The 18,847-nt window shown below is 63.8% G+C and carries 14 protein-coding genes; 2 read left to right on the forward strand and 12 right to left on the reverse strand.

Features of this window, described 5'->3' with window-relative positions; translation table 11 throughout:
- Nucleotides 1-31 precede the first annotated feature (31 nt).
- The 6 genes from QA637_RS08350 to QA637_RS08375 all read right to left on the reverse strand — a co-directional run bounded on the left by QA637_RS08350 (nt 32) and on the right by QA637_RS08375 (nt 5,538).
- Nucleotides 32-784, reverse strand: coding sequence for a glycerophosphodiester phosphodiesterase (locus QA637_RS08350; protein WP_184108843.1), 753 nt, complete (start codon nt 782-784; stop codon nt 32-34).
- A 36-nt stretch (nt 785-820) separates the two neighbouring features.
- Nucleotides 821-1,804, reverse strand: coding sequence for an adenosylcobinamide-phosphate synthase CbiB (cbiB, locus tag QA637_RS08355; protein ID WP_153440152.1), 984 nt, complete (start codon nt 1,802-1,804; stop codon nt 821-823).
- The gene (gene cobD, locus QA637_RS08360; RefSeq protein ID WP_283064716.1) at nt 1,805-2,806 is read right to left on the reverse strand and encodes a threonine-phosphate decarboxylase CobD; all 1,002 of its coding nucleotides are present in this window, start codon (nt 2,804-2,806) and stop codon (nt 1,805-1,807) included.
- Nucleotides 2,803-4,107 (reverse strand): cobyrinic acid a,c-diamide synthase CobB, encoded by a 1,305-nt coding sequence (locus tag QA637_RS08365; protein WP_153440150.1) that lies wholly within the window; start codon nt 4,105-4,107, stop codon nt 2,803-2,805. Before QA637_RS08365 ends, cobD begins: the two co-directional genes overlap by 4 nt.
- Nucleotides 4,104-4,946: a uroporphyrinogen-III C-methyltransferase gene (cobA, locus tag QA637_RS08370; protein ID WP_153440149.1), complete on the reverse strand. Its 843-nt coding sequence runs from the start codon at nt 4,944-4,946 to the stop codon at nt 4,104-4,106. The genes QA637_RS08365 and cobA overlap by 4 nt, the downstream gene beginning before the upstream one ends.
- Nucleotides 4,947-5,082: 136 nt before the next feature.
- Nucleotides 5,083-5,538, reverse strand: a complete 456-nt coding sequence (locus QA637_RS08375; RefSeq protein ID WP_153440148.1) for a cobalamin biosynthesis protein — start codon at nt 5,536-5,538, stop codon at nt 5,083-5,085.
- Nucleotides 5,539-6,027: 489 nt separating this feature from the next.
- Here QA637_RS08375 and QA637_RS08380 point away from each other — a divergent pair, with 489 nt between their 5' ends.
- Nucleotides 6,028-6,813 carry a TSUP family transporter gene (locus tag QA637_RS08380; RefSeq protein ID WP_184108840.1) on the forward strand — a complete coding sequence of 262 codons (786 nt, stop codon included), beginning with the start codon at nt 6,028-6,030 and terminating at the stop codon, nt 6,811-6,813.
- A gap of 53 nt (nt 6,814-6,866) precedes the next feature.
- On the opposite strand, the gene cobO is transcribed toward QA637_RS08380, so the two are convergent.
- From cobO to QA637_RS08410, 6 genes are all read right to left on the reverse strand, one after another.
- On the reverse strand, nt 6,867-7,511 hold the full coding sequence (gene cobO, locus QA637_RS08385; protein WP_153440146.1) for a cob(I)yrinic acid a,c-diamide adenosyltransferase: 645 nt from the start codon (nt 7,509-7,511) through the stop codon (nt 6,867-6,869).
- A 10-nt stretch (nt 7,512-7,521) separates the two neighbouring features.
- Nucleotides 7,522-11,859, reverse strand: coding sequence for a cobaltochelatase subunit CobN (cobN, locus tag QA637_RS08390; protein ID WP_153440145.1), 4,338 nt, complete (start codon nt 11,857-11,859; stop codon nt 7,522-7,524).
- 216 nt (nt 11,860-12,075) lie between these two features.
- Nucleotides 12,076-13,140: a cobalamin biosynthesis protein CobW gene (cobW, locus tag QA637_RS08395; RefSeq protein WP_153440144.1), complete on the reverse strand. Its 1,065-nt coding sequence runs from the start codon at nt 13,138-13,140 to the stop codon at nt 12,076-12,078.
- A gap of 3 nt (nt 13,141-13,143) precedes the next feature.
- Nucleotides 13,144-13,671 (reverse strand): bifunctional adenosylcobinamide kinase/adenosylcobinamide-phosphate guanylyltransferase, encoded by a 528-nt coding sequence (cobU, locus tag QA637_RS08400; protein WP_153440143.1) that lies wholly within the window; start codon nt 13,669-13,671, stop codon nt 13,144-13,146.
- 622 nt (nt 13,672-14,293) lie between these two features.
- The gene (locus QA637_RS08405; protein ID WP_184108838.1) at nt 14,294-16,051 is read right to left on the reverse strand and encodes an adenylate/guanylate cyclase domain-containing protein; all 1,758 of its coding nucleotides are present in this window, start codon (nt 16,049-16,051) and stop codon (nt 14,294-14,296) included.
- Nucleotides 16,052-16,169: 118 nt separating this feature from the next.
- Nucleotides 16,170-17,642: a cobyric acid synthase gene (locus tag QA637_RS08410; RefSeq protein ID WP_153440141.1), complete on the reverse strand. Its 1,473-nt coding sequence runs from the start codon at nt 17,640-17,642 to the stop codon at nt 16,170-16,172.
- Between the two features lie 248 nt (nt 17,643-17,890).
- On the opposite strand from QA637_RS08410, the gene QA637_RS08415 reads away from it, so the two are divergent.
- Nucleotides 17,891-18,034, forward strand: coding sequence for a hypothetical protein (locus tag QA637_RS08415; protein ID WP_153440140.1), 144 nt, complete (start codon nt 17,891-17,893; stop codon nt 18,032-18,034).
- Nucleotides 18,035-18,847: the final 813 nt, after the last annotated feature.

Here is an 18,847-nt window from a genome sequence, read left to right on the forward strand (position 1 = left end):
AAAAGCACCGCGTTGCGTCGTAGTCAGCCCTCTATCTGTAGACGCCTGCCGTAGCCAAACGCGGATCATCGAGAAGAATTGCGTCCGGCGCTATCGTTCGCAGCCTATCAAGCCCTTCCCGATCGACCTGACCGACAGGAAACGGCGGGTACTCCGCACGAGGGATCGTCCGCGGTTGACCAACCATCACAGCGAGACACATGCCCGCGTCACGCACGGCAGCAGCGCGTTCAGACGTCGCATCACCCTGCCACAGCCTGAACCAGTTGGCTCCTGCTCGCCGCGCCTCTGGAGCAGAGTCTGGCTCCTCCAGGAAAGCGAGAACAGCGATACCCGCCGTGATATCTTGCGCGGCGCCGATGAGCCCGATGTCACGCAAACCAAGCAGCGTCCGCTCGGCCGCATCCATGAGCACGATTTCGCCGATAATCTGAGGAAGATGCCGTTCTTCCATGAGCTTGACGTCGAGCAGAATGCCCAGCGGATGTGAAGCAGCAAGGGCGTCTCTTAATGTCATTACCGCCGGCAACAAGCTCCGCAGTGTCGCCAGATGAAACTCTGCAACCGTACGCGTGTCGCCGCATAGTCGCCGAAGATCCGCGTCGTGCATGCAGACAAGGGCTCCATCCCTTGCCCTGCGAACATCGGTCTCGATGGCATCGGCGCCGGCCGCCGCTGCCGCATTGAGGGCGCCGATAGTATTCTCCGCAGCAAGAGCCGCGCCAGCGCGATGGGCGATGATGAGCGGCCTGCGTTTCGATGTCTCATTCCACAATGCAGTCACTACCCGCGACAAACGGAATGGAGAAATAGAAGAAAATTAAAACAGCGACGCGATCAGAGCGGCGACGGCAAAGGCCAGCGTCATCGCCGAGCAGGCGCCATAAAAGACGGAAACGGCGGCGTCGATATCCTCCGGCGTCACGATCGATCGGCCGGGCTCGTTGATCATCGGCTCGTCGACCTTCACGCCGCCATAGGTCCGCGGCCCGGCAAGCTGGATGTTCAGGGCCCCAGCCATCGCCGCCTCCGGCCAGCCGGAATTCGGCGATCGATGGAGGCCGTGGTCGCGGCGTGCCACTTCGAGTGCAGTTCTCGCTTCCTCTGCACCCCGCTTGAAATGGGCGCCGGCGGCTACCAGCAGGATCGAAAGGCGCGCAGCGGGCCAGTTGGCGAGGTCATCCAGCCGCGCCGAGGCCCAGCCGAAATGCAGGTATTTCGGGCTCTTGTGGCCGATCATCGAATCCGCCGTATTCAGCATCTTGTAGGCGAACAGGCCCGGAAGCCCGGCGATGGCGTACCAGAGGGCAGGTGCGACGACGCCATCGGAGAAATTTTCCGCAAGGCTTTCGATCGCGGCCCGGCAGACGCCGGGCTCGTCGAGCGTCTTCGGATCGCGGCCGACGATCATCGACACGGCCGCCCTGCCGCCTTCAAGCCCGTTTTGACGCAGGGCCTCCGCCACGCGTATCACGTGAACCGCGAGGCTCTTCTGCGCAAGAAAGACGGCAACCACGATGGCTTCCAGCAGGAAGCCAATGGCACCGAGCACGTCGAACAAGCGATGAAAGACGACGCCGACCAATATGCTTGCTGCGAGCAGGAGGAGGATCGCCGCCAGCCCCCTCATCTTCAGGGCTGCCGCTCCCGCGCTGGCGCGATTGAGCGCCTCATCCAAAAGTCCGATCCCCTTGCCAAAAAAGACGACCGGATGGGTCACGCGCTCCCAGAGCCAGTCGGGATCGCCGACCAGGCGGTCGATGACCAGTGCGACAACGAGGATGAGGAAAATTTCAAAAGTCAATTACACACCTGTCCGCTGCAAAGCTTCGGCAAGGCGCCGATCGCCGTTTTCGTCCGGGGTGAGTCCGATCCTGAGCCAGTGCGGATTGTAGTCGAACTTGCGCGTCAGGATGTGCGCTTCGCAAAGCGCGGCATGAACTTCGCATGCCCGATCGTTATCGACCAGTGTGAAAAGGCCCGTGCCGCCCGCGATCTTCAGGCCGGCCGCACTGAGTACCGTATCGAGACCGGCCTTGCGCGCGAGAATGCCCCTCGCGATCACCTCAGTGTCGCCTTCCATGAGTTTCGTCGAAATGGCGAGCGCCGGGCCGGAAACGGCCCAGGGACCGAGCCACTCGCGGAACGCCGCGAGCACAGAGGCGCGAGCGATAACGAAGCCGAGCCTCAGGCCCGCGAGGCCGAAGAACTTGCCGAAGGAGCGGAAGACGATGAGATTGTCAGAGGTTGCTGCATAGCGGGCGACGCTCGCATCCGGCTCGAGATCGCCGAAGGCCTCGTCGACCACCAAGAAGCCGCCATGGGCTTTCATGGCCACCGCCATGGCAAGGATTTCCTCGGGCGGAAAAAGCCGACCGGTCGGGTTGTTGGGATTGACGACCACGGCGAGACCGTGCGCGGCGGCAAGATCGTCGACGTGCCGGACGGGATCAATCGTGAAGCCCGCAGCGGAAAGCACGCGGGCGTATTCGCCATAGGTCGGCGCGAAGACGGCGGCGCGTCGCCCGGCGTCGACGAGCCGCGGCAGCAACTGGATCGCGGCCTGGGTGCCGGGCACCGGCAGGGGCATGGCGTCACCGGTTCCATAGTAGCGGCTCGCGGCAAGACGTGCCGCCTCCTCGACATGCCGGTCCGGAAGGCGGTGCCAGACGCTCAGATCGATCTCCGGCAATGAAACCGGGCACGGGTTGATCCCTGTCGAAAGGTCGAGCCACTCGGCCGGGGTACCGCCGAAACGCGCGGCGGCCTCGGTGACGCCGCCGCCATGAAGGATGGGAGCGGTCATTGTCTGCCCGAGAGATCGATAAGGTGCATGAAGGAGCCGGCGACATTCCCGCGCCTGAGGCCGGCCTGGCCGAGATCGTTGCCCGCCGCGTCATGAACCGTAAAGAGCGGTTCGGCCGCCCCTTCGGATACAATGGTTGCGTAGTGGAACTCGTGCGCCGTCATCGGTCCATCGAAAAATGCGTTGTCGAGCGGCGCGACGCGCCGGTAGCCGAGATGCCGCTTGCGCTCGGCAAAACTGGTCACCAGCGGCAAAAGGCCAAGCATTTCGTAACGCCTGCCATCCGCCCCGACAAGCCCTTCGCCGAGCGTCATGTAGCCGCCGCACTCGCCGAAGATACGCACGCCCGCCTCCACGGCGCTTTGCAAGCCCTTGCGGAACTGCGTCGCCCCGGCCAGTTTTTCGGCGTGCAGCTCGGGATAGCCGCCGGGGAGATAAATCGCGTCAACGCCCCTTTCGGGCGCTTCGTCGTCTAGCGGCGAGAAGAAGGAAATTTCCGCACCCTGCCCGCGCCAACCGGCAATAAGGTGCGCATAGCAGAAGGCGAAGGCGACGTCGCGGGCGATGGCGATTCGCTGGCCGAGCGGCTTCAGAGTGGCGATTTCGGACTTGGCCGTCTGCGGTGGTGGGGGTGTTGCGGCAGCCAGCATCGCATCGAGATCGCAATTTGCCTCGACAAGATCCGCCGCGTGCTCGATAAACGGTTCCAGTCCTCCGTGCTCGCCGGCCTGCACAAGGCCCAGGTGCCGCTCCGGCAGCTTCAACGAGCTATCTTGCCGGAGGACGCCGAAAATCGTCACACCTGCCCTGTCGAGCGCATCGCGCAGCATCATCTCATGTCGGTCGCTGCCCACTTTGTTGAGGATGACGCCGGCGACGCGGATCTCGTCGCGGTAATCGGCGTAACCGCGCACCAGCGCCGCCACCGAATGGGACAGGCGGGCACAATCGACGACGAGAACCACGGCGAGCCCTAGCGTCGCTGCGAGATCCGCCGGCGCGCCCGTGCCGTCGGCGGCACCGTCGTAGAGTCCCATCATCGCCTCGACGACCAGCGTCCGACCGCCGGCCACCGCCCGCCCGGCGTTGTCGATAAGCAATTCGGAGCGCATCGCCCAGGGGTCGAAGTTAAAGCAAGGTTCGCCGCTTGCAGCGGTGTGGAAGGCGGGATCGATATAGTCAGGCCCGGCCTTGCCGGGTGCAATGGCAACGTCACGCCTCCTCAGCGCCCGCATCAGTCCGAGCGTCACCGTGGTCTTGCCCGAGCCGGAACTCGGGGCAGCAATCAGAAGACCGCTCATGCGCGATCCCGGAGAACACGGTTTGCAAAGGGATCCGCCGCCAGCACGCGGCCATCGCGAGCCCCGAGCCAGTCGAGAGCGGCGCGCAAGCGCACGACCTCGCCGACGACCACGATTGCCGGCGGCTCGAGGCCGGAGGCCGCGACATCGGCTTCGGCGCGCAAAAGGGTCGTCTCCAGCACCGCCTGCTCTGGCGTCGCGGCATTGCAGACGAAGGCGACCGGCTCCTCCGGCGAGCGGCCGCCGGCAATGAGATTGGCGGTAATCTGGCCGATATGCTTCATCGCCATGTACATGACGATCACCGGCGAGCCCTTGGCAATGCCTTCCCAGTTGATCCGGTCCGGCACGACGCCCGAGGAATCGTGACCGGTCAGGAATGTGACGGCATGGTTGACCTCGCGGTGCGTCACCGGAATTCCGGCATAGGCAAGCCCGCCGATGCCGGCGGTGATGCCGGGCACGATGCGGAACGGAATGTGATGCTCGACGAGCGTCAGGGCTTCCTCGCCGCCCCGGCCGAAGACGAAGGGATCGCCGCCCTTGAGGCGGAGCACGCGGTTCCCGGCGCGCGCCAGTTCGACGAGGCGCAGCGAGATGTCGCGCTGTTTCGGCGAAGGTTTTCCGCCGCGCTTGCCGGCATATTCGAGGGCGGCGCCCGGCTTTGCGAGCTTCAGGCAATCGCTGTTCACCAGCGCATCATGAACGATGACATCGGCTTGCCGCAGCGCATTGGCGGCGTGCAGAGTCAAAAGCCCGGGGTCGCCCGGCCCGGCGCCGACCAGCCAGACGGAACCGGGTTCGAGTTCGGGTAGGCCGGCGAAAATTGCATCCGTCATGGCATAATCCTTGAGGTCTCGCTGGACCGCAGACCTGATTCAACCTGTGAGGCAGGTGATTTGCTTTCATAGAAATTGGCGACAGAGCATTGAATCTGCTCTTTAACCGGCGCAGGAATACGAAAGGGCGCAGCCATTATCCGGTCCCCGCGCGCTTTGCCTTGATGCCGGCCCCTTCGGTCACAGCCAAGGGACCGGCGATTGCCGCTGTCACCCGAGCCGAACGGATTCTGGGCACGATCAGCACTGCATCCGGGCCTGCGCCAGCGAGCGCCGCACCTTCCGCCACGCCGTGGCAGCCGGTATGGGCAAAGACCATCTCTGAAGGGTTCTGCAGGCGGGCGGTTTCCGCCTCCAGCGTCGGGGCGTCAAAGAAGCGCACCGGCACGGAAAAATGGCGCGCGGCGGCATGAATCGCCGGCTCTTCCGCACGGGCATCAAGCGAGGCAACGAAGTCGACATCACCCCGGTCTAAGCCAGCCTCGACAAGCGCCTGCTCTGCAAGTTCGATCACTTCCTCGGGCGCGGTGTTTCGCTCGCAACCGAGGCCGAGTACAAGCATGGTGACAGTTGGTCCATTGACCGAAGGCATCTGCTGCGCGGCTCCCCCTGCAGCTCCGCGCATCCGCCTCGATACGCAAAGCTGCTCTGTGATTTGCTGCACAGCTTCCGGAAGCCTCCGGATACGCGCAGCGGTCGGCGTTCCATACGAAGCGCCGGCCTGGCAGATTGCCGTACCGGTCTGGACAGCACCGGATCAGGCCCCCTGCATGGGTCGGCCGCACCGGACGCTCTTACAGTCCGCTCGAAGCAGACGCCGTCGCATGTTTGTCATTTCTACCGGAGGCCCTCTGGCCGGTCAAACCGGATTGCGCCATCGACGTGTCGCAATCTGCGCAGGCCATGTTTGCCCCCGCACCATCCTCTTCCCGCTCGCGGAGAGAGGATGGCCGACAGGCCGGATGAAGGGCGTTTCCTGGCGAACGAGAGCCTAGTTCGCGAATTGCCCCTTTGCATTTTCACGCGGGCTCTGACACAAGGCGGAAACAATTGCGCTGCCACTCCGCCTGCTGAGCCTCCTGTGCACGACCTCGCCCTCCACATCCTGCTCTTCCTCTTCGCCGCCGCCTTCATTGCCGGGTTCATTGATTCGATCGCCGGCGGCGGGGGAATGATCACCATTCCTGCCATGCTGATCGCGGGCATTCCGCCGCTCGAAACGCTCGGCACCAACAAGCTGCAATCGCTCTTTGGCTCCGGCTCCGCGAGCCTCGCCTACGCGCGGTACGGCCATGTGAGCCTAAAGGAGCAACTGCCGATGGCGGCCATGGCGGCGCTTGGCTCCATCTTCGGCGCCCTGCTCGCAACGGTCGTTCCAGCCGATGCGCTCAAGGCCGTTCTGCCCTTCCTGCTGATCGCAATCGCCGTCTATTTCGGTTGCAAGCCCAACATCGGCGACGTTGAAAGACATCACCGCATCTCGAAGCTCGTCTTCACGCTCACCTTCGTGCCGCTCATCGGCTTCTATGACGGCGTCTTCGGACCCGGTACCGGGTCCTTCTTCATGCTGGGCTTCGTCACCCTCGGCGGCTTCGGCATCATCAAGGCGACGGCGCACACTAAGTTCCTGAATTTCGGCTCCAATCTCGGCGCCTTCCTCATCTTTCTTGCCTATGGCGTGGTGCTCTGGAAGGTCGGTCTGACAATGGGCGCGGGTCAGTTCCTCGGCGCGCAGGTCGGCTCGCGCTTCGCGATGGCGAAGGGCGCGAAGATCATCAAGCCGCTGCTCGTCGTTGTCTCAATCGCGTTGGCGGTCCGACTGCTGGCCGACCCGACGCATCCGCTGCGGATCTGGCTTGGTATGTGACGGTTCTGCGGCGCCGAGCAGCGCGGCGCCGCATAGCTGCCAGCTTTGAACCATCAGAATTCGACGCCCTTCTGCCCCTTGATACCGGACCGGAACGGATGCTTGACGAGTTCCATCTCGGTCACCAGATCGGCGATCTCGATCAGATCTTCCTTGGCGTTGCGGCCGGTCAGAACCACATGGGTCATGTGCGGCTTTTCCTCTTTCAGGAAGCGCACGACCTCGCCGATATCGATGTAGTCGTAACGCAACGCGATGTTGATCTCGTCAAGCAGCACCATGGAGTTGCGCTCGTCGCGGATCAGTTCCTTGGCCTTTTCCCAGGCTTTTTCGGCCGTCGCCACGTCGCGGGCGCGGTCCTGCGTTTCCCAGGTGAAACCTTCACCAAGTGTGTAAAACTGGCAGAGGTCGCCGAAATGCTTCTCGATCAGGTCGCGCTCGCCGGTCTGCATGGCGCCCTTGATGAACTGCACGACGGCACAGGGCATGCCGTGTGCGATGTGGCGGAAGATCATGCCGAAGCCGGCAGTCGACTTGCCCTTGCCCTTGCCGGTGTGGACGATGATCAGGCCTTTTTCGTCCGTCTTCGTCGCCATGATCTTTTCGCGCGCGGTCTTCTTCTTCGCCATCTTCATGGCGTGGCGGGCTTCGTCCTTTTCCGGAGCGGCTTCGCCGCTCTTTACCGTTTCGTCGCTCATGGTGATCTCCCTATTGGTTTCCGGTACGCAGCCGAGGAGCGGCCGCATTGCCGGACAGACTGGTCAGTTCAAAACGCGCCGAGTTGGAGCGCGGATTCCAGAGGCCGCGATCGATTGCCTCCAGGAAGCGTTCCGACATTTCGGCGAGCGCCGCCGGGTTCCTGTCGCGCAGGAAGTCGAGGACCTTTTCGTCGCTGATGAAGGCGCGGTAGGCGGCCTCGAAATGATGGTCGCGCACGGCCCCGCTGGTCGCGGCAAAGGCGAACATGTAGTCGACCGTCGCGGCAATCTCGAAGGCGCCCTTGTAACCATGGCGCATGACGCCATCGATCCATTTCGGGTTGACGACGCGGGCGCGCACGACGCGGCCGATTTCCTCTTCCAGCGAGCGGATCACCGGCTTTTCCGGGCGCGAATGGTCGTTGTGATAGATCGCCGGGCGCTGGCCGCCGAGGTGCTCCACCGCAGCACTCATGCCGCCCTCGAATTGGTAATAGTCGTCACTGTCGAGCAGGTCGTGTTCGCGATTGTCCTGATTCTGGACGACAGCCTCGATCGACCGCAGCCGTTCTTCGAAAATACCGCGCTCGGCCTTGCCGTCCTCGCCGGCGCCATAGGCATAGCCGCCCCAGGTGAGATAGGCATCAGCGAGATCGCTGCGCTTGTCCCAGCCCTTCTCGTCGATCAGCGCCTGCAGGCCGGCCCCGTAGGCACCCGGCTTGGCACCGAAGACGCGGTAGGAGGCACGCCGCGCCGCTTCCTTCGCTTCGACACCCTTCTCCTCAAGCCGCTTCGTCTCGGCACGCATGCGCGCGGCGATCATGTTGTCGGCGTCGTCCTCTTCCAACGCCCCGACGGCGCGGATCGCCTTGTCGAACAAAGCGATTTGCTCCGGAAATGCGTCACGGAAGAAACCGGAAATGCGGAGCGTGACATCGACGCGCGGCCGCCCGAGCATCGCCAGCGGCACGATCTCGTAGCCGGTCACGCGGCGCGAGGCCATGTCCCAGACCGGCTTGGCGCCGATCAACGCCAGCGCCTGGGCGATATCGTCGCCGCCGGTGCGCATGTTGGAGGTCCCCCATGCGGTGAGCCCGAAGGAGGACGGCCATTCGCCATGGTCCTGCAGATAGCGGCGGATGAGCAATTCGGCCGATTTCTTGCCGAGCTCATAGGCCGCCGGCGTCGGCACGGCGCGGCTGTCGACGGAATAGAAATTGCGGCCGGTCGGCAGCACGTCCGGCCGCCCACGCGTCGGCGCACCGGACGGCCCGGGTGCCACGAAGCGGCCGTCGAGCCCGGTGAGCAGGCCTTTGATTTCCGCGTCGCCCGAGCCTTCGATCGAGGGCTTCAGTCGATCGTCGATCTCGTCAAGGACAGCGCGTGTCGCGGCCCAGTTCTCGGGGCAGGCGATCTCGCCGGAGACCAGCTTCGCCGCGAGGAGTTCGATACGCTCGACGGTATCGCCGGCGGTGCGCCAGGGTGCATCCGAGAGAGAAGCGAGAGGCGCGGGTACCGGGCCGGTCCAGGGTGCGGACATGACGCAGTCGAGCGGGTCGAAAGGTTGCGGCTGCTGAGGCGTACCCCCCTCTGCCCTGCCGGGCATCTCCCCCACAAGGGGGGAGATTGGCAGGTGGCGACTGCTCGGTTCCCCGGCGCCGCCGCCGATACTCGGGTCGACGCTACCGCTAACAATTGCACCTTCTGCCGTCAGACCCGCCTGGCGTGGCCGGGCCATGAGACTTGCATCACGTCCTCGAGCCGGTGGGCCCGCCTCATGTTGGGGCGCCGTGGAAGCATGAGAGCTCTCCTCCCTGATCTCCCCCCTTGTGGGGGAGATGTCCGGCAGGACAGAGGGGGGTACTTGCGCCGACCCGCCTAGCCCCAAGTCCGACGCAATGGCCCGCTGCAAGCTCTGGTCGCCGCCCTCGCCCAAGCCACGCGGCACCCGCGCCAGTGCCACGGTGAGGTCGGTCAGCAAACGCCCTTCCGGCGCGACGCCGAAGATATGCAGCCCGTCGCGGATCTGCATCTCCTTCAGGTCGCAGAGATAGGCGTCGAGCTTTTCCAGCGCCTTGTCGTCACTGTCGGCCTTTTCGATCCCGGCATCATGATCGAGGCCGATGTCGCGGACGAGGTCGAGGATCTGCCGGCTCAGGAGCCTGAGCCGGCGCGGGTCGCCGCCCGCCGCCTCGTAATACTCGTCGACCAGCGCCTCCAGATCCTTGAGCGGCCCGTAGGATTCCGCCCGCGTCAAGGGCGGCGTCAGATGGTCGATAATGACGGCGCTGGTGCGGCGCTTGGCCTGCGTGCCTTCGCCCGGATCGTTGACGATGAAGGGGTAAAGATGCGGTGTCGGGCCGAAGACCGCCTCGGGATAACAATTCTCCGAAAGTGCCAGCGCCTTGCCAGGCAGCCATTCGAGATTGCCATGCTTGCCCATGTGGATGATCGCGTCAGCTTTGAAGACCTGCCGCAGGAAAGCATAGAAGGCGAGATAGCCGTGCGGCGGAACGAGGTCCGGCGCGTGATAGGTTTCCTTTGGATCGATGTTGTAGCCGCGCGCAGGCTGGATGCCGACGAGGACCTCGCCGAAGCGCGCGAGCGGTAGCGCGAAGGCTCCGTCCAAGAAGAAGGGATCGGCTTCGGGATCGCCCCAGCGCGCCGTCACCTCGTCCTGGATCTGCCGCGGAAGAGAGGCGAGGAAATCCTTATAACGATCGAGCGAAATGAACTCGCGGATTTCGCGGTCATGGCTCGCCGCATTGGTCGGACCGGCCATCAGGAAGCGCATAAGCGCGTCGCCGTCCTCGGGAAGGTCACCGATGGGATAGCCTTCCGCGGCCATCGCCTTCAGCACCTCGATGGTGCCGGCCGGCGTGTCGAGGCCAACGCCGTTGCCGAGGCGCCCATCGCGGTTGGGATAATTGGCCATGACGATGGCAACGCGGCGTGCCTCCGGCCTCGCCCGGCGCAGTCGCGCCCAGTTGGCAGCAAGCCGTGCGGCAAAGCGGACGCGGTCCAAGAGCGGTTCGTGCCCGACGATGTTGGCTTCTACCGCCGGATCGTAGACGGACGCCGCCTTGAACGAGACGGCGCGGGAGAGAATGCGGCCGTCTACCTCCGGCAGCGCAACGTTCATGCCGAGATCACGCGCCATCAGCCCTTGCGGCGACGCCGCCCAGGCGGCGCGCGAGGAGCCGGAAAAGATCACCTGCAACACCGGCGCGCCGGTCGATTCGAGCACGGTCGGCTGACGGTCGGCACCGGGCGCGGAAACCGCAAAGCCGGTGGCGTTCATCACCACGTCCGGTGCGGCTTCAGCGAAGATCGCCTGCAGCGTACCGATCGAGACCCGATCCTTCAGGCTCGAAACGAAGACCGGGAGCGCCCGCATGCCTTCAGTCGCAAGCGCCCCGATCAAGGCTTCGACGGGTCTCGTTTCGCCGCTTTGGACGAGCGCGCGGTAGAAGCAGATGGCGACCGTGGGTTCGGCTTCCTTCTTCTCCTCCGAACTCTGCGCGGCATTACCCCCCTCTGTCCTGTCGGACATTTCCCCCACAAGGGGGGAGATCAGCGCGCCGCTACCGCTCGATTCCCAAGTTTCAGACCGTCGATTTGCATGATCGTCACGCACAGGCTTGCTCGCCGAGGCAGGCTTGGCCTCGAACTCGGCAGAACCAGATGGGCGAAGCGTTGCACCCCCGTTCTCCCCCCTTGTGGGGGAGATGTCCGGCAGGACAGAGGGGGCTGTTCCCGGCAGACCCGCAATCGCGCGCCATCGCTCAACGCCGATCACACCCTCGCTCGGCCACCAAATACCCGCCTTCAAGAGCGGCCGCGCCGGCTGCGGCTTCTCGCCTCCATCAATCAGCGCGTCGGCATAGTCGAGGAAGAGCCCCGCATTGTCGGCGCCGCCCTCGGTGAAATAGGCCCAGAGGCGCTCGCGGTCATTGGCGGACACCGTAGAGAACGGATCGAGACCCGGATCCGGCTTGTCGTCGCCGGGGAGCACCGCGATCTGGAATTTATTCGCAATCGCCGCCGCATAGAGCGCCTCGAGCACATAACGGAAATAGCTGGCGCCCCCGAGCGGGCGAACGACGATCAGCCTCGCATGCCGTGCCGTGCGCTCGACATAAGTGTCGACCGACATCGGGTGCATCAGGTTCATCAGACTGGCGATGCGCAGTGTCCTTGCCCCCGTCCGCCGCCCGTAGGCCGCGGCGATCGAGGCGAGTTCCGTGTCGGCGGCGGAGAGGAACAGGATGTCGGCCGGGCTTTGCCCGAGATCGATCGCCTCGTTGCCATCGGCGATCGTGCCTTTCTGGGCTAGGAGGAGATGCATGGGATCTCCTCCAACGTCGCAAGGAAGCGCCCCTCCCCAACCCCTCCCCACAAGGGGGAGGGGCTAAGCGCCTGCGGCGCCCACCTGCCCGTATTCAGCGTTTGCGTCTGGCTGAACCGTCTAGGACGGACGCAAAGACGGTGGGACCGGCCAAGCCCCTCCCCCTTGTGGGGAGGGTTTGGGGAGGGGAAATTCTCGCGCCCGTTCAAGACCACCTCACACCAGCGCCGCAATCGCCGCGCGCACTGCCGCTTCGTCCATGTCGTGCAGGCCGATGACGACGAGGCGCGTGCCGCGTGCCTCGCCGGCCGCCCAGGCCCGGTCGTAATACTGGTCGATGCGGCTGCCGACCGCCTGGATCAGGAGGCGCATCGGCTTGCCGGGGACGTCGGCGAAGCCTTTGAGGCGCAGAACGTCGTGCTCCGCGATCACGCCCTTCAGCCGATCGATGAAGGCGGCGGGATCGCTGATCGCGCCGAGTTCGACGACAAAACTGTCGAATTCGTCGTGATCGTGCTCTTCGCCGGCCTCATGCTCCATCTCGTGATGGGACTTGCGGTTGGCGATCTCGCCCTCGGTGCCAACGCCAAGGCCGAGCAGGATGGCGGCAGCCACCTCGCCGTTCTTCGCCTCGATCATCGTCGGCTTGCGGCTGATGCGGGAAGCCACCTCATCGCGCACCGACTTCAGGCCGGATGCATCGATCAGGTCGGTCTTGTTGAGAACGATGAGGTCGGCGGCGGTCAACTGATCCTCGAAGAGCTCTTCGAGCGGGCTTTCATGGTCGAGATTGTCGTCATTGACGCGCAACGCATCGACCTTGTCGTGGTCGTCGGCAAAGCGGCCGGCGGCAACCGCGGCGCTGTCGACGACGGTCACGACGCCGTCGACGGTCACTTCGCTGCGGATGTCCGGCCAGTTGAAGGCGGCGACCAGCGGCTGCGGCAGGGCGAGACCCGAGGTCTCGATGACAATGTGGTCCGGACGGTTCTCGCGTTCGAGCAGCTTCGTCATGGTCGGGATGAAGTCATCGGCGACCGTGCAGCAGATGCAGCCATTGGTGAGTTCGATGATATCGTCCTCGGAGCAGGCGTCCGCGCCGCAGCCCTTCAGGACATCGCCGTCGACTCCGAGATCGCCGAACTCGTTGATGATTAGCGCGATGCGCTTGCCGTCGGCGTTCTGCAAAAGATTGCGGATCATCGTCGTCTTGCCGGCGCCGAGGAAGCCGGTGATGACTGTGGCCGGGATCTTGCCCTGCTGAGCCTTTGCGAGTGTCATGGATCAACCCTTCATTTTCAGCGGCAATCCGGCCGCGACAAAGTAAACTTCGGCGGATTTCTCCGCGACCATCTGGTGGAGGCGGCCGGCATGGTCGCGAAAGTCGCGCGCCATGCGGTTTTCCGGCACGATGCCAAGGCCAACCTCATTGGAAACGAAGATGAGGCGCGCCCTCGCCTCGGGCAGGAAGGCCGCGAGCGCCGCGAATTCGGCCGCCATGTCGCGCTCTTCCATCATCAGGTTGGTGACCCAGAGCGTCAGGCAATCGACGAGGATCGCGCGTGCCGGATCGTCGATCCGGCGAAGCAAGGCAACGAGATCGAGAGGCTCCTCATGGGTGATCCAGCCCTTGCCGCGCCGCGTGTCCTGGTGGTGGCGGATGCGATCGCGCATCTCGTCGTCCCAGGCTCGCCCTGTGGCGACGTAATGCATCGGCAGCCCGGAGGCCTCGACGAGTTTTTCAGCGAAAGAGGATTTGCCGGAGCGGGCGCCGCCAAGCACGAGAATCGGCCCGGCACTGGAATTGGACATGCGGCCGGCCTCAGTTCACTGACGGCTTCGACCGGAAATAGGCGGACAACACGCCTGTCGCGCGTTCAAAAGACAATTCGTGAGCCACGACAACCTCCGTGCTGGCGTTGGGGATTGACTCCCCTTCGGGCGGAATGCCCTGACGGATGGCAGGTCTCCTGGCTCACGGCGTCACGGCTACAGACAGCCAGCGTTCAAGCGAACACAAGCCACCAAAGCTGAACGGGCCCGCCTCGCCTTCCCGGCACATTCGACATCGTGAAAGGCGGACGATTCGTAGAAGAAGAGGCGTCCAGCCCGGCTGATCACAATGCCATGCCAGTGGCTTTTCCGGCCTGCCGCCCCCTCCTCCTGCGGAACCGCCCCATGCGGTCCGTCTGAAAGCGGCGACAAGCCCGATGGCGAACCCTGACCGTTCTACAGTCGCGGGGTCGGCTGTGATAAGGGCGCCCGGTGTGGGTCCGCCCCGTCACATTCCCATTTACTCCCCCGCTCCGCTCCGGCGCGGGGGAACCATCCATTGACGTTAATTATGAAGCGGCACTGGCAAAGTCAATCGACGGCCTGCGACATGGGCAGCGCTGAAAGCGGAAAACCGCTACGCGCTTTTCCTGGCGTCACTTTATTCGATGAGCGGGAACCCCGCCTTGCGCAGCCCGTCAATGAGATGCGCATAGTGGTTGGGATCGACGTAGGGCGTGAGGATCTTCCAGTAATGGCTAATGTCTGCCGGCACGTGAGCCATGATTTCCGGTATGAGCTCGCGCGCCTCCTGGTCGTGGCCAAGCTGTCCCAGGCTCGCGAGAAGCACCACCCGATTAAAGTAGGCCCGGCGGAGTGAAATGCCGCGCTCCGAATAGTGCAGCGCCTCCTCGTAATTGCCGAGATGATAGTGGGCAAGCGCGATGTGGTTGAGGAACAGGTAGGTCATCGGGTCATGCGGACTGAGCCTCAGGGCCATGTGGAGCGGGTCAAGCGCCTCGGCGAAATGTCCCGCGAAGATCCGGGCCCAGCCGAGGCCCATGTGCGCAAGCGCCAGGTTGGGGTTGAGGTCAATCGCCCGCTGCGCCTCTTCCACGGCCGCGGGCGCACGGTGCGCCACGAAATGGGCAAGGCACATCGCGTAGTGCGAATAGGGGTCGCGCTCTTCCAGCGCGACAGCGCGCTCGGCCGCCGCATAGAGTTCGGCACTGTCGCGGTCGACATCGTCGCTGAAGCCGTGGAAGCAACGTGCGTAGAGCGTGCGAGCAAGCATCATGTGCGCGCGGCCGAAATCGGGATCAAGAGCGATCGCCCTCCGATGCCACATGATTGCTTCCTTAAAGTGCTCGGCGGTGTCCTGCGCATTGTGCAGCCAGGTGCCGCGCATGTGACATTCATAGGCATCGAGGTTGTTGGTAAGGCTGAACTGGGCACGCCGGCTCTCCCCGATGAGGATTTCCGGTTCGATCGCGCCGACGACGTTCTGCGTGAGTTCGTCCTGGATGGCGAAGATATCCGCAAGTTCGCGGTCGTAGCGCTGGGCCCAGAGATGGACGCCGGTCTCGGCTTCGATGAGCTGTCCGGTCACGCGCAGACGCGTCCCGGCCCGGCGCACACTCCCCTCGACGATATAGCGCACGCCAAGATCGCGGCCGACCTGCTTCACGTCGACGGCACGCCCCTTATAGGCGAAGGAAGAGTTGCGGGCGATGACGAAGAACCAGCGGTAGAGCGAAAGCGCGGTGATGATGTCCTCGGTTAGCCCGTCGGCAAAATACTCCTGTTCCGGGTCGCCCGACATGTTGACGAAGGGAAGGACGACGATCGAGGGCTTGTCCGGAAGGACGAGTGGGCCGCCGAGCACCCCGGCCTCGACCGGGTCCTCGCGACGCCAGTCGACCCTGTGCACCGGCACGGGACGCGGAATGTTCTTGAGGTTGCGGTCGCCAAGGTGAACCAGCGGAAAATCGAGCTTGCCCTCGATCTGGTCGTGGAGCGCACCCGAAATACAGATTCCTCCCGGCTGCGCGACTTCTTGCAGCCGGGCAGCCACGTTGACGCCGTCACCGAGAAGATTGTCGCCTTCGACGACGACATCACCAAGGTTGAGGCCGATGCGAAACTCCATTCGGTGGTCGGGGGGAAGGTCGGCGTTGCGGCGATAAAGCACACGCTGGATGGCGACCGCGGCCCGCACAGCCTGCACGGCGCTGTGGAACTCCGCGACGACGCTGTCGCCGGCCGAACCAAATATGCGCCCGCCATGTTCGGCAACGAGGTCGCCGATCGCCGCGCTGTAGGTGCCAAGCGTCTGAAGCGCGCCTTCCTCGTCGGCAGCGACAAGCCGGCTGTAACCAGCAACGTCAGCGGCAAGGATCACTGCGAGCTTCCGTTCCACGAGGACAGCCGCTCCTGCGGCGTACAGTCAGGACATTTCAACCGTAGCTTAAATACAGAAGCCGGAGAAGCAACAAAATGGTGCCAGGCGGCCCGACCCTTCGGCGCTCGCCGCGGCTTCACGCCATCTTGCACTCGCCGCAGAACAGCCGGTCGAGCCAGGCAGGGTCGAGCACGGCCTCGAGCTCGCCGGCGATATCATCGAGTGCCGCATCGACCGATTGACGATAGTTGCCGCCGCCAGCCTCAATGCCAAAGCTCTTGAGCAGCGCGGCCCGATAGGGGTCGCTGCCGAAAAGCCCGTGCAGATAGGTGCCCATCACCTTGCCGTCGGCCGACATCGCCCCGTCACGGCGACCGTCGATCGAGACCGGCGCGCGGTCGCAATCGGTGCCGGTGGTCTTACCGAGGTGGATCTCATAGCCGTCGAGCGGCACGTCATGTTCCAGCGACCAGGCGCGGCTGTTACGCACTGTCTTCTCCGGCGCCATTTCCGTTTCGACGGCAAGCAGGCCGAGGCCCGCGATTTCGCGTTCGCTGCCTTCGATGCCGAGCGGATCGGTGACCCGCGCGCCGAGCATCTGGTAGCCGCCGCAAATTCCGATCACTCGCCCGCCACGGCGCAGGTGGCGCTCGAGGTCCCGGTCCCAGCCCTCGGCGCGAAAATCCTTGAGGTCGGCAATCGTCGATTTCGAGCCGGGAATGACGACGAGGCCGGCATCGTCGGGAACCGGCGTGCCCGGCCGCACGAAGACGAGATCGACCTCCGGCTCGGCCATCAGCGGATCGAGATCGTCGAAATTCGCGATCCGCGACAGGACCGGCACCGCGACCTTGAGCGCCTTGCCGTCGCCGCGGGCGAGCTTTTCCAGCACGACCGAATCCTCCGCAGGCAGCCGTGCGGCACTCTTCAGCCACGGCACCACGCCGAAGCAAGGCCAGCCGGTGAACCGGTGAATCGCCGCAATCCCCTCGTCGAAGAGCGTCACGTCACCACGGAATTTGTTGATGAGATAGCCGCTCACCATGCGCCGATCCTCTTCGGGCAAGATCGCGTGCGTGCCAACAAGCGAGGCGATGACGCCGCCGCGGTCGATATCGCCGACAAGCACCACGGGCGCGCCGGCGCGCGTGGCAAAGCCCATGTTGGCGATATCGCCGGCCCTCAAATTGATTTCCGCCGGCGACCCCGCACCTTCGACAATGACGAGATCGGCACCGGCGCAGACACGTTCGAAACTTTCCATCACGGCGCCCAGCAGCTTCGGCTTCAGCGCCTGATAATCCCTGCCCTTCGCCTGGCCTGCCACCTTGCCCTGCAGGATGATCTGGCTCCCAACGTCCGATTGCGGCTTCAGAAGCACCGGATTCATGTGGACAGAGGACGGCACACGCGCGGCCACCGACTGCAGCCATTGCGCCCGGCCAATCTCGCCGCCGTCATCGGAAACGGCGGCGTTGTTGGACATGTTCTGCGGCTTGAACGGCCTGATCTTCAATCCACGATTGGAGGCGAGCCGGCAGAGCCCGGCCACCAATACCGATTTTCCGACATCCGAGCCGGTTCCCTGCAGCATGATCTTCTTTGTCATGCGACCTCCCGTAACATCGAAACCAGCACCGGCAAAGGCCTGTTTTCGACGCGGTTCAGCGTGATTTTGCCGTGCGTGATCACGGCCCGTTTCGGACGCTCATGAAGCTTGTTCTAAATAGCGACAGGACTGGCGGAATTGCGACATGCGATGGCGACATTGGCATTTGAGTTCCACCCGTTCGCGCTTATATCGACGGCATCGAAACAACCCCGGGCGAAGCCCCGGACTCCCAAGGTAGAAAAGCCATGCTGTTCGTCTTCAGCAAACCCAATTTCGTTCAGATCGCCTGGAACTCCAAGGCGCCGTCGAGCCAGTCCCGCGTGCGCAATATCGAGATGGATGCGCCTCGTGGCCCGCTCGGTTTCATCCGCACTTCCAACATTGGATGATCAGGCGCGTTCCCGCTTCAAGCCGCTCCTTTCGGGGCGGCTTTTTTGTTGCCGTTTGCTGGTTGAGTAGACCACAATGCGAAAACCGCACCCGACCTCCTGCGAGGGGATGCGGCCGCTAGTAACGCATGGTCTCTCCGGCAGAATACACCGGAGATCGCGGCGCTCTTCGAGGTCAGAGCGCCCCGCCGTCCTACAGCGCCGCGCGTCTTATCAGACGCGCAAAGGGACGCTGCAGCACCTCGAATTGCTGCATCTTTCCTCAAATCGGATAGGATTTGAGGAAAGATGCAATAGGGCGCGGGATGTTCCAGGTCCGGTACGCAACACCTGATCCGGACCTGCGACAGTCGCCCGCCGCATGCAAACAATTAGCCTGACATCGTTACCGGATGGTTATTGATCGCTTAAGCAATGGTGAATTGCGATTTTTTTTGATTTTTTTCGTGACATCTTCGGATGGATGCGCGGGCGCAATCGCGACAGGAAACGTCCCGATTGAAACAGGCCCTGAGGTGCCGCAGTTTCCCAGAGCCCCATTTTGCGGCAATTTTGTCGTAAATGCTCAAATTTGCGGCCGGAAAGCCAGAAATCGCACGCATGACGACGGTGCCGTTCGACGCGGCAATCCAATTGAAGAGGTTGATTTCTCTTTGGGAATACTTAGGCTTGCCACAGCGGTGAAGAGGAGATCCGGCCGGCGACAGGGTTCCGCGGCCAGGATAGGATAGAACTCCCACACTGCAGCAGCGGGGGCATGATTTTGGCCTTCCGATGTCGAACCTCAGGCTGCACTGAATAATCGGGCGTCGG

The organism is Sinorhizobium terangae, assembly GCF_029714365.1.
Taxonomy (GTDB): domain Bacteria; phylum Pseudomonadota; class Alphaproteobacteria; order Rhizobiales; family Rhizobiaceae; genus Sinorhizobium; species Sinorhizobium terangae.